This is a genomic window from Actinotignum timonense (assembly GCF_030216305.1).
In the GTDB taxonomy this organism is placed as follows: Bacteria; Actinomycetota; Actinomycetes; order Actinomycetales; family Actinomycetaceae; genus Actinotignum; species Actinotignum timonense_A.
This window is the reverse complement of sequence record NZ_JASOKT010000006.1, coordinates 73,284-95,737: the sequence shown is the minus strand read 5'-3', so window position 1 is coordinate 95,737 and position 22,454 is coordinate 73,284. Positions and strand designations below refer to the sequence as shown.

The window sequence follows — 22,454 nt, the reverse complement described above, 5'->3', positions numbered from 1 at the left end:
GATGGTGTTGATACGTTTGCGGTGCGGCGTGGGAATGTCTTCTACGTGAAGAATTCCCCGGCCAGTGGCGTGGCGGACAGTGTGTTTTCCTATGGTCGGGTTGGTGATGAGGTCCTGGTCGGTGATTGGGATGGTGATGGTGTTAATACGTTTGCGGTGCGGCGTGGGAATGTCTTCTACGTGAAGAACTCGCTGGCCAGCGGCGCGGCAGATACCTCCTTCTCCTACGGCCGAGCCGGCGATGCCACCCTCGCGGGAGATTTCGACGGCGATGGCCGGGACACCCTCTCGATTCGCCGCGGCAATACCATCCACGTCAATAACTCCCTGGTGAGCGGAAACGCTGATCACACCCTCCCGTACGGGCGGGTAAGCGATGAGCTCTTCATCGGAGACTGGGACGGTAACGGTACCGACACCCCAACGGTGCGCCGCTAACCTCCATATTTCTACCAACACGGGTGGGTGCCGGGACCGTGAGTTCCAGCACCCACCCGTCTCTCATCGGGCCGGATCGCAAAGTGGTACTGGAGCTACAACCAACCCCCGATTTTCTGTCGTGTAGTACCACTCTGTCAGGCCCGATGTTCTCCAGTACCACTTTGTCGACACCGTCGCAGGACGGGATTCGTGTCAGCTCCTCCCCAATCAGGCGCCGATACTACCCGGCCCGGCTCTAGACAGGATCCAAGCCAGCCCCGGAAAACAAAGTGTGCGGGAGAGCACCGTTTTCACCCGGTTTCGTGTTCCTTACGCACATCCTGTGGGAGGCAGTGTCCAGAACTCACATCCTGTGGGCCCCGATGTCCTCAGGTTGCACTTTGCGTACTCCAAGCGTCGCGGAGGCGCATTTTAAGCTCGTGACGCCAAGCGAATAACCGGATAGGCTTGCGGTAGCTGTTGCGTGATCGTGCTGCGCCCGTGACCCGCAGCTGCTCCGCCGCATCGCCGTGCGAAGGTACCGTATCCACCCAGCCCAGGGAGGCATCATGACCGGCACAATTGCCTTGATTCATCCGGGAGAAATCCTCAACGAAGAGTTCCTGGTACCGATGGGTATCGCCCCTGAAGCACTCGCGAAATCCGCGAAAATTCCCGCATCCCGCATCCACGAGATTATTCGGGGCCAAGGCCGGATCACCGCAGATATTGCGCGGCAGCTCAGCGAATTCTTCGGCACCACCGAGCAATTCTGGCTCAATCTCCAAAGCCACTACGAGCAGGCGCTGCCCGAGTAAGCCAGAGCTAGCCCCACCCGCAACCTCGGCTTACCGGACGCAATCGGATAGCACCTCGTGCAGGGCGTGACGTTCGTCGTCGTCGACCCGAAGCCCGTACGCACGCTTGACCGCCACCTGCCGCGCGGCGTATTCGCACACAAAAGCCGGGTTATCCGGCAACCACTGCGCGGCGGTGGCGTGACCCTTCTCCTTATTCGCCGCCCCGGAGACCGCCAGCAAATTGAGCGGGTCGGTGGCGAATTGCGCGCGCGTATCCGCGTCCCAGTCCTGCGCCCCGGCCCGCCACGCATCGTAAAGCGCAACAACGTGATCAATCGTCACCGCCTCGGGGGCGCGGGCGCGGTCAAAAGAAATCACCGTTCCGCTATACGGGTCGCGGAGGGTTCCAGTGGCGACGACGCAGCCGGGCGGCGTGGACTTCCCCGACCAAAAGGTGACTCCCGCGAGATCGCGGCGCAGCACTTCATTACGCACCGTGCAGCCGTCTCCGTCGGTATCGGGCCAGCCATCTCCCAGGCCGAACTCGGCGCGCGAATAACCACGCCCGGAATCGGGGCGACCCCCGGGGAGCTCGCTCAGGGCGGAAAGTGCCTCGGACGCGGTGAGTTCGCCGCTGCTCGCGCTGCCCGCCGCGCCACTCGCGCGGCCAGCACCACCAGGCTCCGGCGCCGAATCCGAATCAGCGCGCCACAACTGGATCAGCGCCACCGCGAGGACCACCAGCAGCGCGGCGATCACGTTCCACATGCGCCGGTGCGGCGAAGGGGAAGCGGCACCGGATGCGCGCTCGGAGGCATCGGAAGCACCGGGAGCACCGGATGCGCGGACGCGGTTCCCAGATGCACCGGAACGATGAGGCGCACCGAAACGACCAATCGAAAAACGCATACATAACCTTTCGGGACACATGCCCGTGGCGGGCCTGCGCCTGCAAGGTAGCATAGTGAGGGACCTTGGCACAGTTACGACAATGAAGGAGTTATGAATGGCCCAGGCACTTGAGACCGATATGGTGAAGAAGTTTGCGGCGGATTTCGCGGCGGATCGCACCGCTCGCATCGTCCAGAACGCCGTCACCCAGACCTCGATCACGAAGGTCGCGCAGGATCGCGATGTTATTAACGCGATTGATCCGTCCATGTCGGTGAAGGTGGACACCTGGAAGGTGAATAACCAGAAGAAGTCCGGGCGCTGCTGGCTTTTCTCCGGGCTCAGCTCGCTGAAGATGCTCGTCAATCGCGCCACCGGCCTGAAGAACTTCGAGTTCTCCCAGTCTTTCCAGCATTTCTACGACAAGCTGGAGAAGGCCAATTATTTCCTCACCTCCATGATTGAGCTGGCGGACCGCCCGGTTGATGACCGCACCGTGCACTACCTGCTGTCCGATCCCATTGGGGACGGCGGGCAGTGGAATATGTTCGTGGCCCTGGTGGACAAGTACGGGGCCTGCCCGAAGTTCGCGATGCCGGAAACGGAATCCTCTTCCAATACCCAGCTCATGAACCGCACCCTGGAAATGCTGCTGCGCCGCGCCGCCCATGATATTCGCGAAGCCGAAGCCGGCCAGCGCGAAGCCGTGCGCGAAAAGTTCATGGGGCAGGTCTACCGGGTGCTGGCGATTCACCTGGGCACCCCGCCGGAAAGCTTTGTATGGCAGTACGAAGATGAGGAGGGGAACTTCCATCGCGAAGGGAAGATGACCCCGGTGGAATTCGCGCAGAAGTACCTGCCGGATCTGGACCAGTACGTGTGCATCGTCAACGATCCGCGTAATGAGTACGGCAAGCTCTACACCGTGGATCGCCTCGGCAATGTGGTGGGCGCCAAGCCGGTCACCTACCTCAATGTGCCTATCGAGGTCATCCGCGAAGCCACCATCGCCACCCTCAAGGACGGCCAGCCCGTGTGGATGGGTTGCGATACCGGCAAGCAGTCGGATCGCGAACGCGGTATTTGGGACGGCCAGCTCTACGATTACGAAGGCACCTACGGGATTGACCTGGCGCTTTCCAAGGCCGATGAGCTCTACTACGGCGAAGCGATGATGACGCACGCCATGGTGTTCACCGGCGTTGATCTGCGTGAAGATGGCAGCCCGCGCCGCTGGCGCATCGAAAACTCCTGGGGCGATGAGCACGCCGATAAGGGCTTCTGGACCATGAACGATTCCTGGTTCGACCAGCACGTTTTCGAAGTTGCGGTCACCAAGGATCGCCTTTCCGCCGAGCTGCTGGCCGCGCTGGAAACCGAACCGGAAGTGCTGCCCGCCTGGGATCCGATGGGTTCGCTGGCCTAAACCGTGGAGTACGGCCGATACGCACCCTCGCCGAGCGGAGACCTGCACCTCGGGAATCTCCGCACCGCGCTCCTCGCCTGGGCTCTGGCCCGGCGCAGCGGGCGCGGCTTCCTCATGCGCGTGGAGGATATGGACGAACGGTCTCGCCCGCAGTTCCAGGAGCGCCAGCTCGCGGACCTGCGCGCCCTTGGCATCACCTGGGACGGCCCGGTCCAGATCCAATCCCAACGCACCGCGGGGTACGACGCCGCCTTCGCGTCCCTGTGGGAACGTGGACTGCTCTACGAGTGCTATTGCACCCGGCGTGATTTAGCCGACGCCGCCCGGGCGCCCCACGGGGCGCCCGGGGTATACCCGGGCACCTGCCGGGACCTGAGCGCGGCCGGCCGTCGGGCCGGGCGCGCCAAGCTCGCGGCGGTGGGCCGCCAGCCGGCCCTGCGGCTGCGCACCGAGGTGAAAGAACTGAGCATTCACGATGAGGTGTGCGGGGAGGTAAGCGGCGTCGTCGACGATTTTGTGATTCGGCGTGGCGATGGTCGTTACGCCTACAATTTTGCCTCCGTGGTGGATGATGCGCTTGAGCATATTACCCAGGTCACGCGCGGGGCAGATTTGGCGCCGTCCACGCCCCGGCAGGTGTATTTGCAGCGTCTGCTCGGGGCGCCCACCCCGGAATATTGGCATGTGCCCATGGTTCTCAACCAGGCCGGCGCGCGCCTGGCCAAACGCGACGGGGCCGTGACCATGCGGGCGCTCGCCGAATACGGCTGGAGCGCAGCCGATGTGCTGGCGCTCATTGGGCGTTCGCTGGGGCTGGAGGTGCGCACGGCCGCGGACTTCGCCGAGCAGCTGGATATTCAGGCGCTGCGCCGCGGGCCCTGGTACGTGGACGTGGCGGCGCTCGAAGCCGGGCCGGCTGAGTAAGCGGGAGGTATGAGCGGGCGGGCGGTGCTGAGCCGCCACGCCGCTGAGCCGCCGCGCCCCGGCCCGCCGGGCCGGCTTAAGTGTGCCGGCTAAAATCAGCGACCGGCGCGAACGTCGCGCGCGCCGCGGCCGCTAAATCAGCCGGAGCCAGCCGCACCGAGAGTCCGCGTTTTCCACCCGACACCACCATCGCCTCCAGCTCGCGCGCCGAGGCGTCAATAAAAATCGGGCTGCGGTGTTTTTGACCCAGCGGCGAAATACCCCCGGTCACGTAGCCGGTGAGTTTCTCGGCATCATGCGGATCCATCATCGCGGCCTTTTTGCCGCCCGCCGCCTTCGCCAGGGACTTGAGATTGAGCATGGCGGCAGCCGGCACCACCGCGCACACCGCCTTCCCATCCACCCGCGCCAGCAGGGTTTTGAAAATAACACGGGGATCCATCCCCAGCTCAGCGGCGGAATCGAGGGCGAATCCGTGCTCGTGATGCAAACTTTGTTCGTACTCAAGAATCGTGAACTCTACGCCGGCTTTCTCCAGGGCGAGGAGGGCCGGAGTCCCGGCCGGCTTATTTTTCTTCGACGACATACGTCCAGGATAGTAGCCCTCATGTTCATATGGATGCACTACCATATTCCTACCGGGAGCCAGCCACCCGGAGACGGAGGAAACCGTGAGGAAACGCCAATTCGGCCGCCGGCATGATGACCAGCAGCGCGGCAGTGCCACCGGGGAAGATCCCGCTATCGAATCCGAAGAAGAACTGAGCGGCGGCTATGATTTCGGCGGCTACCAGCCCGGGCAGAGCTACTACCCGCGCCGCCGCCTCTTCTGGCAACGTGCCACCATTATCGGCATCGCTTTCGTTATTTCGATGGTCGCTTTGGTGGCTTATTTCCTGTAGCGCCGGATAGGGCGCCGCGGAAGCGGCGCGGCGTCGTCGCCCTAAAACAGGGTAATGAGGTACGACGGCGCCGCCGGGCACGGGTACGCTAGGCCGGTCAAAGCCGGTCTGCCTGTGGGTGACACGCCCGCGGGGCTCGTGCCTGTGGATAACATTTTCTCCCTCTCGACAAGCACCACTTTTATCAGCCACCATTGGAACACCGGTCCTCACCGGCCGGCGTCCGAAGCGCGGAACTCTCACCACCCGCGCGCCACCACCTACGTACCTCAGGGGGATGTATGGCTGTATCCACCGCACAATTGCGGGTCGCTAATGATTCGATTCTCACCGTTCGCGCGCTCGTTACCCAGGCTCAGGAGGAGTTGCGCGCCCACCTGCACTCAACTATGGACCGCATTGCCGCCTGGCATGCCGGCTGGCGGGGTACCGCTCCGGTAACTTTCGCCGCTGCGCTGGAGGAATACCGCGCGGCCAGCGAAAAACTGCTTGCTCTGCTGGCTGATTACGGGGCGCGCCTGGGCCGCGCTGATGCCACCGTCGCTGAAACAGACGCGGCCACCCGCGCGGATTTTTCCCGCATGGCCGCGCTAGTCGGGGATCTGCCGGCGGCGTAATAGCGCTGCGTCATAGCTCCGGCCGCCCGTGCTTCAACGGCGTGGTAGTGCCCGTTTCAGCGTGATCGCGTCGGTGCGTCTGTGTCAGCGTGCTCGCCGGGGTATCCGCACACTTAAAGAAAGGATTGTTATGACCGAGCTTCGTGCTCATTTTGGGGAACTCTCCGCGGGGGCGGCTGATATGGCTGCCCACGCTTCCCGCATCGAGGGGGTGCTCGCGCAGCTCGATGCGCGAATACGCACCGCGATGGCGGATTGGGACGGGCAGTCTCAGGCAGCCTACGAAGCCGCGCAAACGCGATGGCATGCCGCGGCCCGTTCCCTGAATGATATATACGCGCGCATTGGCCAGCAGGTGGAATGCGCTTCGCAGAACTATCGCGCGGCTGACCGGGCGGTGGCTCGCCTCTTCGGGTAGAGCAGCTTCATCATGGCTCTATTTCGTCATGCAAAAAATAATATTGTGAAAGGACTCGTATCCACCATGGCAATAACCACGGGCCCGAAACCCACCCCACATGTGATTCGGGTATTTCTTGCTTTTCTCATGGTGTTCGCTCTGGCGGGCGCCGGTCTGTTCGGCGGTGCCGGAGCGCGCGCCGATTGGGATCATTCTGTTGGCCGCGGCATCGAAATTAAAGGTGTGAATATTGTTGGCCACCTCCGCCTCGGCCCCCATTACGCGGAAACGCAATCAATTAACGGGGTGGCGGTGGAAGGCTATCCCATCTGGTGTATCCAGGCGAAATATGCCGATCCTGGCCCCGGGGAAATGGTCGATATTACGACCCTTACCGAATCCCGGGCGCTCGGGCCGGGGGAATTGCAGCTGAGCACCCCGCAAATGGCCTGGCTGCTCAACCGCTATGAAGGAAATACCGCTGATGATCTCAACCTGGCTGCGTTGAGCTACCTCATCCACGTTAATTTCGAAAAGGAATATCCGGGGCGTCCGGGGCGGGCCCAAGAGACCGTGAACGAACTGGTGCAGGCGGTGCGCACCCAGCGTCCTGATATTGAGGAGCGGGCCCAGAGCTACGTGCGGGAAGCGCGCGCCAGCGCCGCCGTCGGCTACGTGAGTGGAATCGTGGAAGGCGAAGGGGACCGCAGCGGTGTCATCCGCGGTATCGGTGTGCACCCGGATGATTCCGAGGCGTGGCTGCCCGGAATTCCCGTGGTTATTACCCTCAGCGGCCCGGCGGTTTTTGACGCGAGCGGAAGCGCAACCTGGAGCGGGGTGACCGATAGCAAGCCGCTGGAGCTGGCGTGGTCGGCCACCGGGAATGGCCAGGTGAGCTATACAGCCGTTTTCGATACCCCGGTTCGCACCACCCTGACTATTTTCGGGGCTGATGGCACTGTTCAAGACACCATCACCTACGGCCACCGCCCGGTCAGCGATCCCCTCACTCGCAATGTTCCGGGCCGCACCTGGGAAGTTATTTATGATTTCCAGCCGCTTGGCACCTCGAAGGTGAGTACCCGTCCTATTAATACCGACGGCGTTATTCGCGATACCCTCACCACCGCCGTCAAGGAGGATTACGGGGACGGAAAATGGACCCAGGTGAGGGGGAAAAATGTGCCCGTCACCTACCGGGCTACCGCCTATTGGGCGGGTCGCACCACCCCGCAGCGCAGCGATACCGTTCCTGAAGGAGCCGAGGTGCTGGGCTCGGTCACGGTCCAAGCGAACGGCCCGGGGCAGACTCTCACCGCGGAACTTTCCACTCCCAAACGCGGTTTCGTCACCTGGGTATGGGAGGTCCGCAAAAACGAGCAGGGGGAGAACTCCCGCTATATTCACGCCGATTGGGCTGATCATTACGGGCTTCCGGAGGAAACCTCCCGGGAAGAATTCCCCTTCCGGCCTCTCGGGGTATCCCACGTGGCTGATGCGAAAGTGGTAGATACCGGCACGGTCCTCAGCGATACTTTCGTGGCCCGCGCCGATGAGAATTTCCGGGATGGGGAATGGAGCCGCCGCCCGGGAACGAACGGTTCTTTTGAGGATGGCCCCTTTATTCCGGTTACGTACCGGGCCACCGCCTGGTATGTCTCACCCACGGCCGTTCCCGAGCCGGGCGTGGTCCCGGCCAGCTCGGAAAAAATCGGGTCGGTAACGGTGGTTGCCGAAGGTCCGGGCCCGATTCGGGCAGAATTGAGCGAGCCGGTGAGCAAACCCGGAATGTACACCTGGGTGTGGGAAGTCCTCGCGGAGGACCAACCGGCCGAGTTCACGCCGTGGATTGAGGCCGGCTGGTCGGATACGTTCGGGCTGGCCGATGAAACAACGTCGGTGCGCTACCCCGGGAAGATCGATTCGGCTCTCTCGATTCGCCAAACGAAGTCCGGCACCTACCTGGTCGATGATGTGTGGGTGAGCGGCCTACCCGCGAACCACCCCGATTTCACCGGCGGGGCTGGATTTGGGGCGGATACTCAGACGCTAACCCACACCCTGCTGTTCTTCCCGGAAGGCCAGGCGGTCACCGATGAGAACCGCGCGGCCGCCCGCCAAATCGGGCAGCCGGTGGTACTTCCCGCCCGTAACGGTTTCTATCCCAGTGTGGGCGACCCGTCCTGGATTATGGAGCAGGATGAGGCCGGGGAGAACCTGCCGGGCACCTACGTAGTGGTCTCCGATTTCGCGGGCGATGATCGGGCGGCGCCACTGGCCACCAGCGTGACCGATGTGACCGAGCAGTTCACGGTGACCCGCGAACCGTCCCTCCACACCACCATGCACCACGAGGACACCCATATCGCGCCCAATACCGGCACCGTCACCCTGGTGGATACTGTTTCTTATCAGCACCTGCTTCCCGGTAAAGAATACGAGGTCCACGGGGCGCTCCTGGATCCGGCTAGCGGCCAGCCGCTGCGCGATACCAGTGGCAGCGAGCTCACCAGCACCAGCCGCTTCGTGCCCGAGCACCCCAACGGTAGCGTCGAGGTGGTTTTTGAGGTCGACGCCGCAACTCTGGCCGGCACCAAGGTGGTAGCCACGGAAACTCTGCGTCAGGACGGGCGGGATATTGCCGTGCATGCTGACCTGAAGGATACCAACCAGACGGTGACGTTCACGCGCCTGGCCACCCGCGCCCGGGATGGCGCTCCGAGTGCTGCTGATCATGCCAGCGGCAAAGATGGTTCGGCGGGCACCGATGGTACCGAGGGAACAAATGGTGCCGGCGGCGATCAGATTCTGAGCGCCACCGCGGACGCGGTGATCACCGATGAGGTATGCGAACTCAGCGGAGCGCTTATTCCCGGGGAAACCTACCGGATCGAAACGGCCGCCATGTTCCCCGATGGGACGCCGGTGCTCGGGAAGGATGGCACCCCGGTACGCAAAGTCAGCGACTTCGTTCCCGGTTCGCCCAGCGAATGCGCCCGCATCAAGCTGGACTTTGATGCGAGTGCTTTAGCCGGCCGCGAGGTGGTTCTTTTCGAATGGGTGTACCTGGGCGACCGGCTCATTTCCGAGCACACCGATCCTCTCGATAGCGAACAGACCGTTCGCTTCGAAGAACCACCGGTACCTCCGACGACGCCGCCCGCTACGCCGCCGGCCACCCCGCCCACCACTCCGCCGGCTACGCCACCCGCTACTCCTCCGGAGCTGCAACGCACCGGTGTGGCACTCGCGGGCTGGCTCCTGGCCGGGCTCACCGCGCTTGCCGGTGGCTTGACCCTGCGCTACCGGGCCAATTCTCGCTCCAGCGCCACCCGCTAAATCCGGGATAACCAACCACTAACTATCTCCAACGTGTGTCACTCACAGCCCGGGCCGGGGAGGAAAAATCCTCTCCCCGGCCTGGGCTTGTGGGTCTGGTCATTCACGGCCGGTGCCGGGTGCAGGCAGCAATATCGGTCCGGGCGGTACCGCCAGGATCGGTGCAGAGCTCATCGACGGAAAGATGCACGGCCGGCTCGGGAAGGAGTGCGCGCCAGGCGGGCGGAATCTCAAGCGGAGTGATGTTTTCCCAATTCGCGGCCCGGCGCAGCTGGTCAAGATCGGCGATATCTACGAGGGTGCTTCCCTGCAAGAGGGTGGCACTTCCCGCATCCGTGCCGGCCACGAGCGCAGCTCCGCTGGGTAGCAGCGGGGAATCAGGTGCGTGCACCAGGAACGAGCTTCCCGCGTGGAAAGCCGTGCATACCCGCGCGGGGCCGGGCTGCGCGGCATCGGAAGTTGGGCTTGAAGCGGTAGCGGAACCACGCTCGGAATCCATACCGGCAGTCGCACCAGCAGTCGGGGCGGAAGCCGAGGCGGTGAGCGCGCCGAGATCAGCGGGCCAGCCGTCTCCGGGGCCGGTTTCGCGAAAACTAAGATGGGCGCGAGCTGCCGGATCAAGGGCGTATACCCGCGCCCGAGCGCTGTGCTCGGAGAGCCGGTACAGGTGGAACGCGGTGGGGGAGAGCGGTTCGAGCACCCCGCCCGAACTGATGTGGAACCAGGTGCGGGTGCCATCACTTCCAGCAAAAACAACCAGGTCACCAACCCGGGCCTCCCCGATGCCAGGAAGATACCCGGCCGACTCGCCAGCAGCGGGAACGCTGAGCGGGGTGAGGGCCCGGCCTTCTGACCAGAGTTCCACCCACGCCGGTGGCGCCTCAAGCACCGGTAAGCCCGGAAACTCACTACGGAAAGCGGCTTCCGGTATATCCACCCGGTAGCGTTGCTCAGCAGCAACCAGCCACAAACCACTTGTTGTTCGCACCAGCACCGCCCCACCGAATTCAGGGAGTGGGGCTGAGGCCGCCAGGGATAACGGCGCGGCCGTGCCCTGCATATTTTCTTTGTTGCCCTCCCGTGAATCTGTAACAGTCACGGGGCAGGCCACCAGCCACGGGTCACGCAGCTCGGCTGCGCTTGGTAGAGAATCGGGAGCACCCGGAATTCCCACGGGCGCCCCGCGCGGTACATCTGCGAGCCGGGCAGCCGGGAGCACATGGGTCGCCACGCCTTCCGGATACAAAAGATAAGCGCCAGCCAGGGTGGTGAGGGGATGGAGAATTCCACCGGAACTGAGATAGCGCGCCCCGCTCTCCGCAGCGATGAGAACAGCGCCATCTTCCCAGCCGTCGGGAAGTTGCGGTGAGAGCGCTCGCGCTGCCCCGGTACCGGCCGCAGTCACCAGGGCAAGCCCAAGGGCTCCGGCCAGCCCTGCTAATCCCGGGCGGGGAGCTTCCTCATGAGCCGGCAGCCCCCACCACAACGCGCCCGCAATACTGCGGCGCCGAAAACGGCGGGAGCTCATAATCGTGCGCGCGTTTACCATGGGCTGATCGCAATAACTATCCCGGCGCCAAGCAGCGCGGTAAGAATCTGCTCGGCGATCTCCATCCGCCGGATGAGAAGAAGCTGGGCCTCAGAGTGCTCGCCGCGGCCCCGATGCTCGGTAGCCCCCAGGCTCTCCAGTGTCTCCAATGTTTCCCGAGGGCTCCGATATCCGAGGAACAGAGCGGGAATACTCACCAGCGCCGGAGCGGCCAGGCAAGCAAGAAGGCCCGGTGCTGCGTGCGCTGCCGGATTCCGCATGGCCAGCACGCAGAGCTCCACATCAAGAAGAAGGAAGAAGACAAGCCGAAGTACAAACGCGGCGTCGGCGCGCATACTTATGGCACGCAGCCCGAGCACAGTTACTGCCGTGCCGCATATGGCCGCGCTGAGGATATCCGGGCGGTAGGCCAGCGGTAGCAGCGCGGCGATCACGAAGACCGTGCCGGCTTCGCCGCCCAGGGCGCGGAGGATGAGAATGCGGGCCCAGTTTTCCGGGCTGTGCTCCGCCGGTAAATCCGCTATTTCGGCGGCGGACACCTCCGGCGGGGGCGCGCTCAACCGCAAGATAATCGGCGCAATCAGGCGGGCCGTGCACACCAGGGCCACCACGATCACGAGGGCAGCCGGCTCGGCAAGTCGGGCGTGAAGCAAGGCGCTGCCGCCCCAGCCCGCCAAACAAAGTGCCCAGCTCAGCAGCATACTGCGGCCGCCCGGCACGGGAACTATCGCCCGGGCTAGCAGCGCGATGATAAGGAGAAGGCTCCCGGCTGCAATCCCACGCGGTCCCGCACCTGGTAAAACCAGCGGGGCCGCGCGCCATCCGCAGGCTGCCCCCGTCCAGCCACTGGCCGCGAGTAGAGCTAACACCACCAGCTGCGCCCGCGTGCTCCCACCTGGGCCTTCCCACCGGCGAGCATGCGCCCAATTCACGCGGGCAAGACCGAGGAAAACAAGCGCGAGCCCGGCCAGTACGGGAAGGGCGAGCATGTGGGGGAGCGCGGCCCGCGCGGTATATCCGGCCAGGCCCAGCCCGCATACCACCACCAGCACCGTGGCACAGTTGCGGAGTGTGGCTGAGGAAAGTTCGCCGCGCTCCTTCAGAGTGGAATGGCGGATGCGGCTGAGAACCGGGTCGCTGCGCGGGGGCGTGGGCGGTGCAGGTCTGTCAATAAAAAGGCAGATTCCGGGGGAGAGCTGGCCGCCTGCCGGCAAGCTTGGATCTAGCCGTTGCCCGGTGGCGGTACGAACCGTCCAGGTGGGAGCCGCAAAATCCGGGGCGAGGAGGCGCAGCACCTCGGGAATAAGCGCCGTTAGTGAGAGCGAACTGGCCAGCTCGAATTCGCCGCGCTGCCCCGCGCAATGCACGCAGACGGGAATCGCAATATCCGCCGGCTGCGCGCCGCGCGATTCTGCTAGTTCTTCGGCCATATGCCCTCCTTTCTGCGTTCTTAGGTGACCGCGCCCGCCTACCCGAGCACTCGCTTACCCGAGCACTCGTCCGCCCGGCGCGCGGCATACCGCTCGGCATACCCGCCCGCTCATGTCGCCGCAGCCGCGGGGTGAGGGCACGGTATCAAGAAGGCCGCAACCTGACCAGGGCTCATCCACAGGCCAGAGAGTTATCCACAAGCCCAGCTGGCTCTTTGCGAGAGAAATGCGTCGTCGTACCGAAGCTGTGGATAACGGTTCGCCAAGAAACCGGACCCCCGCTAGGGTGTGCCGCAAGGAGAGCGCGCTCGCGAAAGGAGGAAGCCATGGAGGCCCTGTGCATTCCCGCGCCGCCCGCGTGTTATCGCGGCAGTGGGCAGAAAATGAGCGCCGTCATGTTCCTTCCCGCGCTGCTATCCGTGGTGATGCTCGTGATTCTCACGTCCACCACCCGGCGCTCTCCCCATCTGCTTCTCCTCATGGGAACGCTCGGGGTTCTCATGCTCGCGCTCGCGCTCCTCAACGTGGGCGTGGGGCTGCGGCGTAACGCCGGGGAACGCGACGGCGCGCGGCGCGACTACCTCGCCGCCCTGACCAGGTGCGAAGCCGAAGCTGCCCGCATACTGGAGGCCTGTGCTCGCGAGGAAGCGCAACGTTATCCGGCCCCGCTCGTGCTCCCGCTGCGCCTGGGCCGCGGCACGCCACCGCCACCGGGCCCGATCCGGGTGGGGCAGGCGCTGCTCGCGCCGCCGTATACTGTCACGCTCGCGGAGGATCCTCCGGGGGAGCGCGACGACGCCGCCCGCCGGGCGCGGGACCGCTGTGCCACGGAGGTGCAGTGCCCGATCCCCGGACCTGCACTCCTCGACCTGCCTTCGTATTCCACTGTGACGGTGAGTGGGGAGGCGGCCTGGGCCTGGGTGCGGGCCCTCCTCTGCCAGCTCGCGGCGAGTTTTTCGCCTGGTGATCTCGCTATTATCCCGGGCGATCATGTGCCTGAGGCCGAGGCGGGCTGGCTCAGTTGGCTGCCCCCGTACGCCGTCTCGGAACCGGGGCTCGGAAAGGCCATACACCTTATTATTAAGGGGCCTTCCGGGGAGCCTGATTGCCCAGGCTCCTCTTCCCACCTCGCTTTGCATGTCCGGGAAAAATCAGAGCGCGAAAATCGGCCCTCGGAAGAAGCTGGCCCGGCTGATCAACCCCGCGCGCTCGCACGCGACTGGCCTGCCCAGCATGAAGCGGGCCCGCTTCCCGAACCCGGCAGTCTCGTCGCGCTTGTGGATTATTCGGATGGTGCCGAGCCCGCGCATCTCAGCCTCGCCGATAGTACCGGGGTACGCTCGGGGATTCCCGATTTGCTTGACCTGGACGGGGCGGCTTATTGTGCCCGGGCGCTCTACCGGGCTCACGGTTCGGCTTCGCAGGATTCCACCGGCGTGCAGGGTTTTGCGAAGTTGCTCGGATTGCCATCCCTCACGCCGTCGCCCGTTTCGTCACCCGTTCTACAGTCCTCCGCTCCGCAGCTCCCCGGCTCGCTTTCTCCAACTCACCGCCCGGCCGCCACCTTGCGCGTGCCGCTCGGGCTCGATCCGCAAGGCACCCTGGTGTGGCTCGATCTCAACGAGGCCGCGGCCGGTGGGATGGGCCCGCACGGGCTGCTCGTGGGCGCCACCGGCTCCGGGAAATCGGAGCTGCTGCGCACGCTCCTCCTCGGGCTCTGCCTCACCCATTCACCCGAACAGCTCAACCTGGTCCTGATCGATTACAAGGGCGGGGCGAGTTTCCATCCTTTCGCCGAGCTGCCCCACACCGCGGCCCTGGTCACCAACCTGGAACGCGATAGCTCCCTGAGCGAGCGCATGGAGGAAACCCTGCGCGGGGAAATGAACCGCCGCCAACACCTGCTCGCCGAGCACGGCCAGCACTCTCACCTGGGAGAATACGAGGCAGCGCGCGCTCGCGGCGCCCATGACGGCCCGCTTCTCGCGCCACTCCTTATTATTATTGACGAATTCGCCGAGCTCCTGACCGACCACCCCGATCTCATCGACACCATCGTCGCCATCGGCCGCCTGGGCCGCTCGCTCGGCATCCACCTGCTGCTCGCCACCCAGCGCCTGGACGAAGGCCGGTTGCGCGGCCTGGATTCCCACCTGTCCTACCGCATCGCGCTGCGCACTTTTTCCGAGCACGAATCTCGCGCGGTCATCGGCACCCCGCAGGCCGCCCACCTCCCACCCCAGCCCGGTTGCGGTTTCCTTGCCTGCGGCGGTGCGCCGCATCGCTTCACCGGGTTTTATGTTTCTGCGCCGCTCGCGGCCCGCCCGGCTCAGGTTCCCGCGGTACGACGACGCAGCTCCGGGCCACCAGCCACCCCGCTCACTCATGCAGCTTCCGGGGCGGGCACGGTTCAGACCGGGCCATCCACACTCACTGCGGCACTCGCACCGCTGCGGGGGACCGGGCCGCGGGCCCACCCGATCTGGTTGGAGCCGCTCACCCGCCCGCGCCACCTCACCGAGCTCATCGCGGTGCGTACTTCAGCCCGGTTTGGGATATATGCGCCGAGCCAGCGCGCCGCCCCGCTCCGGCTCACGCTCGGCGAGCGCGATCTTCCCCTGCTCCAACGCCGCGAAGCGCTCCATATTGATCTCGCGGATTCTCACCTCCTGGTGCTCGGTGCTCCGGGAGCCGGATGCGATGAAGCCCTGCGGACTATTGCCGGGGCGTTGGCGCTGGGATATACCCCGGCCGAAGCGCAGTACGCGCTGTGCGATGCTTCAGGGGCCGAGCTCGCAGCCCTTATTAATGTGCCGCATATTTGTTTCCGGGTCGATTATTCCGAGCCGGAGCGGATGCGCGCCGGATTGGTTGAGCTGAGGAATATGCTTCGCGCTCGCGAAGCCGCACGCAGCGGGGAATCGCCCAGCCCCGATCCTTTCGGAGAAATATTTATTTTCCTGCGCGGTTGGTCGGTGCTGCGGGCACGCCCCGAACTGGACGAGCCACTCACGGAACTTATTGAGCGTGGCCCTGCTAGCCGCATCCACATTATTACCACGGCCGGGCGCCCCACCGATATTCCCGCGCACCTGCGCGATTTTTTCACCACCCGACTGGAGCTGCGCCTGGCTGATCCCTATGATTCCCATGCCCCGCACCGGCGCGCGGCCACCGTGCCGGTGGACTGCCCGGGCCGGGGGATAACTCCGGCCGGGGAACATTTTTTACTCGCCACCACCGAGCCGTACTCCGCTCACTCAGAGGCAGCGAGCCTGCCCGCATATTCAACCGCGCCGCCCGTATATTCAACCGCGCCGCCCGCGCATCCACCCGGCTCGGGCCCGGACTCACCCGGTCTCGACCGGGGTGATCTCCTCGCCAATATCCGCGTGGCCTGGTCCGGGCCACCCGCACCCCAGCTGTGGGAACTTCCCACCCACCTCACCTACCAGGACCTACTCACGGGAGGCGGCCTCCACAAGCCCGCGCTACATTCGTTGCACCTGGGAATGAGCGCTCGCCATCGCGGGCCAGCCACTCTTGATCTTGCCGCTACCGGGCATGCTCTTGTTATTGGGGAAGCAGGTTCGGGGAAAACCGCGGCGCTGCGCCTCCTCGCCCGGCAATTAACGCATATATCCCCGCTCCCGCGGCTCTTCCTTATTGACCCGCATGGCCATCTGCGCACGTACCTCCCGCCGGAACTCATCGCGGGAAGTTACCGAAGCACCACGCAGGCCCGGGCGGATATGGAAGCCCTCGCCCAGGTACTCGCCGCCCGCCGCACCCAAACGCACAGCACGGCGGACCGTGCCCATACTCCAGATACAACCCGCCGCACCGAGCCCGCCCCGCCACAATCCCCGTCACCCGCACCGATTATTGTCATGGTGGATGATGCCGAACTTCTTGATCCGCAAAGTTCTCCGCTCGCACCCCTCGCCGAGGTACTCGTCGATGCCGCAGAACTCGGGTGGCACCTGATCCTCGCCACCGCAGAGCCCTCGCACCTCAGCCACCTCCCGCTGTGGCGGCGGCTCCTGGCTACCTCCCCGGCGGTCGTCCTGTTCTCCGGAGATTTTCGCTATCGCGGCGTGAGTGCCCGCCGTGATATTCCGGGCCGAGCCCAGCTTATTATCGGCCCGGTAGCAGATACCGTGCAGGTCGCATGGTCCCCGCCCGCCGCGGCGAACCTCGAAGAAAGCAATCGGGTGAACCCCGCCCGCCGCGGTACGGCCCCAGAAAACCCGCGGGTTAACGCTGGCAGCCCGGGCACCAGAAGAGGCGCCGCCCCGCCATGAGTTCCTCCCGGATAATTGCGCCGCAGCGCACGCACGGGCGGCCGGTGCGGTGATACACCGCGAAGCGTGAGAGCTCCGGATCCCCCTCGGGAATCGGATCGGGCTGGAATTCGGGCGGGATCGTCACAATAATCCCGGAATCCACATCGCGGCCCATGCACAGCACCAGATCATCCCACAGCTCGCGATACCGGGATTCGGAAACTTTATTAGCCGGCCGCAGCGGGGAAATCCCGGTGCGCCACAAACAATCAGCCCGATAAATATTGCCCGGGCCCGCCACAACAGCCTGATCCATCACCACCTGGCCGGCCGGGATCTTCCGGCGGCGCGCCCCGGCCACGAATCGCTGCCGGTCACCCTCCTCATTACGAATAGGATCGGGGCCGAGCCGCGCAATCACCCCCAGGACTTCCTCCCCGCTGAGAATCTCGCAGCGGGCAGGGCCGGTGAGCTGGGCAACCGCCTCCGGCCCGGCGAGGCGCAAGCGAGTTGTCGGCGTCGTCGCCAATTCTCCCAGGACTTGAATATTGTCTTCCGGTAGACCATCGCGACCACCCGTCGGCGCCTCGACCAGGCGCGTTGTGCCATCTTGCCCGCCGTCGATGGTTTTGCGCATCCCCGAATCTTCGGTGGGGCTCACCCGAATCCCGGCGCCGTGCAAACCGGCTACTCCCGGCCCCGCAAAAGCCCATTTTCCGTAAAGGCCTAGATGAATATGGAGCCAGGTGGCCTGCGGGTCGCCAAGCTCAACGGTAGGAATACCACCCGCCGCGGCTTGTTCGGAAGTGGAAAGGAAAGGCCAGAAAAGATGCTTGCCCCAGGCGTGGGCCCGCCCGGCGCGCAATCCGTCCAGCAGGGCCGCACCTTCAGCGAAACGCCCCTGCGGGGAACTGGCCGCCACGGCGTCCCCACCGAAAAGCGCCGTGAGAATACGTCCGTGACGATGAATAGCGTGACCTTCCGGCACCGCTCCTCCTCCATTCGGTATGCAATTCATCCAGTATAGGCGGGCGGGTTCGGGTGCGCCCCGCGGGGCGGCTCCGCGCGGCCCCGCAATATGCGACGCGGCACGCGGCCGCTAGGATAGCGGGTATGGAGCCGAACGCAGCAGTACGTCTTTTCTCTCGCGCAATCGAGGGGCGCCTGACCGCCACCGATGAGGGCGAGCTGGCTCGGCTGGAGGAAACCGGGCGCGTCCATGATCGCGCGTCGTTGCTGGCCGCGTGTGGGCCGGCCGCGCCGCTGCGGGAACGGGGCGGGCAACTGCTCTACAGCGATAAAACCGGCAAAGATTTATTGCGCAACCTCGCGCTCATCACAAAAACTTATTGGATTTCTGGGGCTCTTGCGCTGTCGGCGAGCCTGGATCACGCGGTGAGCGGCACACCTATTTTTTATATTCCGCAAGCCGATATTGATCGTCTGGATAAAACGGCTGCCACCTGGGGCGGCATGCAGCCCCTGTGGGTGCTCCCGATTGACGAGGATGTGAGCGCGGGAGCGCAGTGGATCGATTTCTTCAAACATTACGTGGGGGTCGGGCGCGCGGTTGTAGATACGTACGCGGTTGGTGACGTTCCTGCGGCGCTCACCTGGATTAAGGAAAAAGAAGATGATGTCGCGGTATAGCCTCGGGTCGCGGCAGTATCACGGGTACGACGACGCAGCTACCGGGCGGCCGGCCTCTGTAGGCGATGGCATTGGCGCTTTTCTGTTGCCCGCTCCTGCCGCACCCGCGATTGCACCCCGCACGCCAGAAAAAGCGGTTGAGCGCTTCGCCTTTCTTACCTCGGGGCACGTGTGGTCCATGGCCACGCTGGAAGGTAAAACTATGACCCTCCCTGAGGTTGTGACCCTGATCGAAGAACGCCCGCTACCCGGCCACAAGCGCAGCGATGAGGATGTGGCGGCGATGGTTTCCGCCCATGAGTTGGTCGCAAATCTAGTGCGGGCAGGTTTGTTCCGGATGGATGAGGACACCCAGAACCGCATCCATCGCACCCTCACCTACCACTCTCTCATTGATTCCGGCGTATTTCGGGGAGAAGGTGCGGTCCGCGGGCAGCACGGGAATGTGGACGTGGCGGGTACGCACTACCAAGCACCCCAGGATCCGGCTGCGCTGCACGCGATTTTCACGGCTTCGCTGGCGCGCCTGGATGAGAGCGATCCGCTGCGGAGCGCGGTGCAATTTTTCGCTACCTCCACGCTGGCACAGTATTACTTTGATGGTAATAAGCGCACCGCGCGGCTCATGGCTTCCGGGTATCTCATGACCCACGGATACGATGCCATAGCTATTCCGGCAGCGTATTTCGAGGAATTCCAGGATGCGCTGCGCGAGCTTTTCTTGAATCGGGATATTGCTCCGATTGCGGAGTTGATCTATCGCGGCGCCCAAGAATTAGGGTAGCGCGCGTTTCAGTGGCTTGGTACCCGCAACTGCTACATCTTCTAACTTGAGTGGAATAGACTCAAGAAAGCTTGCGTTGCTATGAGTGGATCGGCGAAGTGGTGAACAGGTAGCCGCCGCCGATGTAAGGAGTTGTCATGGATAAACTAACAACGAAGTCGCAGGAAGCTTTGGCGCAGGCCATTCGCACGGCGACGGATGCGGGCAATCCCCAGGTGGAGCCGGTGCATCTTCTCAGCGCGCTGCTCGCCCAGGAAGGCGGAATTGCTCTTGCCCTGCTCGAAGCGGTGGGGGCTAATCGGGTGGAGATCGCGGAGCGAGTATCCGGGGCGCTGGCTTCGTTGCCGCGTTCGGCGGGGGATTCGGTGCAAAATCCCGGGGCGTCGCGCCCGCTCTCGCGGGTGATTTCGGAGGCCGGCAAGGAAGCAACCAGTTTGGGTGATGCCTATATTTCTACCGAGCATCTCCTCATGGCGATTGCGGCTTCGCAGTCCCAGGCGGGGGAGATCCTCCGGAACGCCGGTGCCTCGCATGAGGCGCTGCGTGCTACCCTGCCGCGCGTGCGCACCTCGAAGGTGGATAGCGCGGATCCGGAAGGCACATTCCAGGCACTGGAGAAATACGGTCAGGATCTCACCGCGATGGCTCGGGAAGGGAAAATGGATCCGGTGATCGGCCGCGATAGCGAAATCCGCCGCGTGGTCCAGGTCCTTTCCCGGCGTACCAAGAATAATCCGGTGCTCATCGGGGAACCGGGTGTTGGGAAAACCGCCGTTGTGGAGGGGCTGGCGCAGCGCATGGTCAATGGCGATGTGCCGGAATCTTTGCGCGGTAAGCGGCTCATCCAATTGGATGTGGCTGCAATGGTGGCCGGTGCAAAATACCGCGGTGAATTCGAGGAACGCTTCAAGGCTGTCCTGAATGAAATCAGAGAGGCAGCGGGTGAAATCGTTACCTTTATTGATGAGATCCATACCATCGTGGGGGCCGGTGGCGGTTCCGAAGGCGCCATGGATGCCGGAAATATGCTCAAGCCGATGCTCGCGCGCGGGGAATTGCGGTTGATCGGTGCTACCACCTTGGATGAGTACCGCGAAAATATTGAGAAGGACCCGGCTTTGGAGCGCCGTTTCCAGCAGATTTTCGTGGGTGAACCCTCGGTGGAAGATACCATCACAATTTTGCGTGGCATCGCCCCGAAATACGAAGCGCACCATAAAGTAACAATTACGGACGGTGCTCTTGTTGCCGCGGCGCAGCTCTCGAATCGGTATATTACCGGCCGTCAGCTTCCCGATAAGGCCATTGATCTTATTGACGAAGCGGCCTCCCGCCTGCGCATGGAATTGGATTCTTCCCCGGAGGAAATCGATGTTTTGCAGCGCCAGGTGGATCGCCTCACCATGGAGGAGTCCTATCTTTCTGAAACTCAGGACGACGACGCAGCTACCGCCGACCGCCTAGAAACCATCCGTGCGGAATTGGCGGATCGCAAAGAAGAATTAGCTGCCCTGACCGCTCGGTGGGAAAATGAGAAGGCCGGGCGTAACCGGGTGGGTGATTTGCGGGTCAAGCTTGATGAGTTGCGCACCGAGTTTGAGTTAGCGGTTCGCGAGGGCCGGTATGAGGATGCCGGGCGGCTCCAAAACGGTGATATTCCTGATGTAGAACGCCAGATTGCCGCGGCGGAAGCGGCCGAAGCGGATGGCCAGGCTCGCGATCATGAACCGATGATTGCTGAGCGGGTGGATTCTGAGGAAGTTGCCGAAGTGGTGGCGGCCTGGACGGGCGTGCCGGTGGGTAAACTCATGCAGGGCGAAACGGAGAAACTCCTCCATATGGAGGAGGAAATCGGGCATCGCCTTATTGGCCAGCAGGATGCGGTGCGGGCGGTTTCTGATGCGGTGCGCCGTTCGCGCGCCGGCGTGCAGGATCCGAACCGGCCCGATGGTTCCTTCCTCTTCCTCGGGCCTACGGGTGTGGGGAAAACGGAGTTGGCGAAGTCGCTGGCGGACTTTATGTTCGACGACGAGCGCGCCATGGTGCGTATCGATATGTCGGAGTACGCCGAAAAGCACTCGGTTTCGCGGCTGGTCGGGGCACCTCCGGGATACGTGGGCTATGAGGAAGGCGGCCAGCTCACCGAAGCGGTGCGGCGGCGGCCTTACTCGGTGATTCTGCTTGACGAAGTGGAAAAGGCCCACCCGGATGTGTTCGATATTCTGCTCCAGGTTTTGGACGACGGGCGCCTCACGGACGGCCAGGGCCGCACCGTGGACTTCCGCAATACCCTCCTTATTCTGACCTCGAATTTGGGTTCTCAGGCTTTGGCTGATCCCACGATGGATGCGGCGGCCCAATATGACACGGTCATGGCGGCGGTGCGTGCGCACTTCAAGCCGGAGTTCCTCAACCGCTTGGATGACGTGATTGTTTTCCATCCGCTGAGCATGGAGGAAATCGGCAAGATTGTGGATCTGCAAATCACGCAGTTGGAGCAACGGCTGGGTGAGCGGCGGATGCATCTGGATGTGAGTCCGGCGGCGCGCGATTACCTGACGATGGATGGATACGATCCGGCTTACGGGGCTCGCCCGCTACGTCGGCTTATCCAGCGGGAGATCGGTGACCAGCTGGCCCGCATGATCCTCGCAGGTGACGCTCATGACGGGGATACCATCCGGGTGGATACCCGGGAAAATGCCACGGCCAGTGGTGGGACTTCGGGCCGTAGCTATGCCCTGCGGCTCAGCACTGAATCCTAATAACTAAATTGCCCTATCTACGTCCGGGGTGTGCCGACGCGGCACACCCCGGACGTTCGTTTCCGTGAAGCGTGTTAGTCGCAACGCTATTGAGCGCGATATTGCGACAGGTGTGCCGTTAAATGCGATGCCGGTGCACGCGATGTGGTTGCCGAAATTAAGTGGCACCAAGGTATTGACAGATGGTTAAGACGTCCTTTAGCGTAGCGTTAACGGCGCTTATCCGAGCGTCGTTAAGGGTCACAAGTCCCAACCGTTCAACGATGAACAG

16 protein-coding genes and 1 pseudogene are annotated in these 22,454 nt (G+C 63.7%); 12 read left to right on the top strand and 5 right to left on the bottom strand.

Features of this window, described 5'->3' with window-relative positions; genetic code table 11:
• Positions 1–438, top strand: a pseudogene (locus tag QP305_RS04990) (alkaline phosphatase); the annotation flags it as partial.
• 551 nt (positions 439–989) lie between these two features.
• Positions 990–1,238: a HigA family addiction module antitoxin gene (locus QP305_RS04985; RefSeq protein ID WP_284904309.1), complete on the top strand. Its 249-nt coding sequence runs from the start codon at positions 990–992 to the stop codon at positions 1,236–1,238.
• 30 nt (positions 1,239–1,268) lie between these two features.
• Here the strand turns inward: QP305_RS04985 and QP305_RS04980 are convergent, their stop codons facing one another.
• Positions 1,269–2,129, bottom strand: a complete 861-nt coding sequence (locus QP305_RS04980; protein ID WP_284904307.1) for an HNH endonuclease family protein — start codon at positions 2,127–2,129, stop codon at positions 1,269–1,271.
• Positions 2,130–2,226: 97 nt separating this feature from the next.
• Here QP305_RS04980 and QP305_RS04975 point away from each other — a divergent pair, with 97 nt between their 5' ends.
• Both QP305_RS04975 and gluQRS read left to right on the top strand, forming a co-directional pair.
• The gene (locus QP305_RS04975) at positions 2,227–3,537 is read left to right on the top strand and encodes an aminopeptidase C (protein WP_284904305.1); all 1,311 of its coding nucleotides are present in this window, start codon (positions 2,227–2,229) and stop codon (positions 3,535–3,537) included.
• A 3-nt stretch (positions 3,538–3,540) separates the two neighbouring features.
• Positions 3,541–4,461: a tRNA glutamyl-Q(34) synthetase GluQRS gene (gluQRS, locus tag QP305_RS04970; protein WP_284904304.1), complete on the top strand. Its 921-nt coding sequence runs from the start codon at positions 3,541–3,543 to the stop codon at positions 4,459–4,461.
• Between the two features lie 76 nt (positions 4,462–4,537).
• Here the strand turns inward: gluQRS and ybaK are convergent, their stop codons facing one another.
• Positions 4,538–5,047 carry a Cys-tRNA(Pro) deacylase gene (gene ybaK, locus QP305_RS04965; protein WP_284904303.1) on the bottom strand — a complete coding sequence of 170 codons (510 nt, stop codon included), beginning with the start codon at positions 5,045–5,047 and terminating at the stop codon, positions 4,538–4,540.
• A gap of 85 nt (positions 5,048–5,132) precedes the next feature.
• Between ybaK and QP305_RS04960 the strand changes: the two genes are divergently transcribed.
• From QP305_RS04960 to QP305_RS04945, 4 genes are all read left to right on the top strand, one after another.
• Positions 5,133–5,363, top strand: coding sequence for a hypothetical protein (locus QP305_RS04960; RefSeq protein WP_087069974.1), 231 nt, complete (start codon positions 5,133–5,135; stop codon positions 5,361–5,363).
• A 281-nt stretch (positions 5,364–5,644) separates the two neighbouring features.
• A complete protein-coding gene (locus QP305_RS04955; RefSeq protein ID WP_284904302.1) occupies positions 5,645–5,980 on the top strand; it encodes a WXG100 family type VII secretion target in 336 nt (111 codons plus the stop codon).
• Between the two features lie 130 nt (positions 5,981–6,110).
• Positions 6,111–6,398 carry a WXG100 family type VII secretion target gene (locus QP305_RS04950; protein WP_284891526.1) on the top strand — a complete coding sequence of 96 codons (288 nt, stop codon included), beginning with the start codon at positions 6,111–6,113 and terminating at the stop codon, positions 6,396–6,398.
• Positions 6,399–6,443: 45 nt separating this feature from the next.
• The gene (locus QP305_RS04945) at positions 6,444–9,719 is read left to right on the top strand and encodes a VaFE repeat-containing surface-anchored protein (RefSeq protein WP_284904301.1); all 3,276 of its coding nucleotides are present in this window, start codon (positions 6,444–6,446) and stop codon (positions 9,717–9,719) included.
• Between the two features lie 103 nt (positions 9,720–9,822).
• Here QP305_RS04945 and QP305_RS04940 read toward each other — a convergent pair whose 3' ends face one another.
• Together QP305_RS04940 and QP305_RS04935 are read right to left on the bottom strand one after the other, a co-directional pair.
• Entirely contained in the window at positions 9,823–11,268 is a 1,446-nt protein-coding gene (locus tag QP305_RS04940; RefSeq protein ID WP_284904300.1) for a type VII secretion protein EccB, read from the bottom strand.
• Complete coding sequence (locus QP305_RS04935) at positions 11,262–12,698, bottom strand: hypothetical protein (RefSeq protein ID WP_284904299.1); 1,437 nt, start codon at positions 12,696–12,698, stop codon at positions 11,262–11,264. Before QP305_RS04935 ends, QP305_RS04940 begins: the two co-directional genes overlap by 7 nt.
• A gap of 326 nt (positions 12,699–13,024) precedes the next feature.
• On the opposite strand from QP305_RS04935, the gene QP305_RS04930 reads away from it, so the two are divergent.
• A complete protein-coding gene (locus QP305_RS04930; RefSeq protein ID WP_284904298.1) occupies positions 13,025–17,002 on the top strand; it encodes an FtsK/SpoIIIE domain-containing protein in 3,978 nt (1,325 codons plus the stop codon).
• Here the strand turns inward: QP305_RS04930 and QP305_RS04925 are convergent.
• Positions 16,956–17,972 (bottom strand): Fpg/Nei family DNA glycosylase, encoded by a 1,017-nt coding sequence (locus QP305_RS04925; RefSeq protein ID WP_284904296.1) that lies wholly within the window; start codon positions 17,970–17,972, stop codon positions 16,956–16,958. The genes QP305_RS04930 and QP305_RS04925 overlap by 47 nt on opposite strands.
• Positions 17,973–18,097: 125 nt before the next feature.
• Between QP305_RS04925 and QP305_RS04920 the strand changes: the two genes are divergently transcribed.
• The 3 genes from QP305_RS04920 to clpB all read left to right on the top strand — a co-directional run bounded on the left by QP305_RS04920 (position 18,098) and on the right by clpB (position 22,183).
• The gene (locus QP305_RS04920) at positions 18,098–18,634 is read left to right on the top strand and encodes a hypothetical protein (RefSeq protein ID WP_284904295.1); all 537 of its coding nucleotides are present in this window, start codon (positions 18,098–18,100) and stop codon (positions 18,632–18,634) included.
• Positions 18,618–19,418 (top strand): Fic family protein, encoded by an 801-nt coding sequence (locus QP305_RS04915; protein WP_284904293.1) that lies wholly within the window; start codon positions 18,618–18,620, stop codon positions 19,416–19,418. The genes QP305_RS04920 and QP305_RS04915 overlap by 17 nt, the downstream gene beginning before the upstream one ends.
• Positions 19,419–19,555: 137 nt before the next feature.
• Positions 19,556–22,183: an ATP-dependent chaperone ClpB gene (gene clpB, locus QP305_RS04910; protein WP_284904291.1), complete on the top strand. Its 2,628-nt coding sequence runs from the start codon at positions 19,556–19,558 to the stop codon at positions 22,181–22,183.
• Positions 22,184–22,454 lie beyond the last annotated feature (271 nt).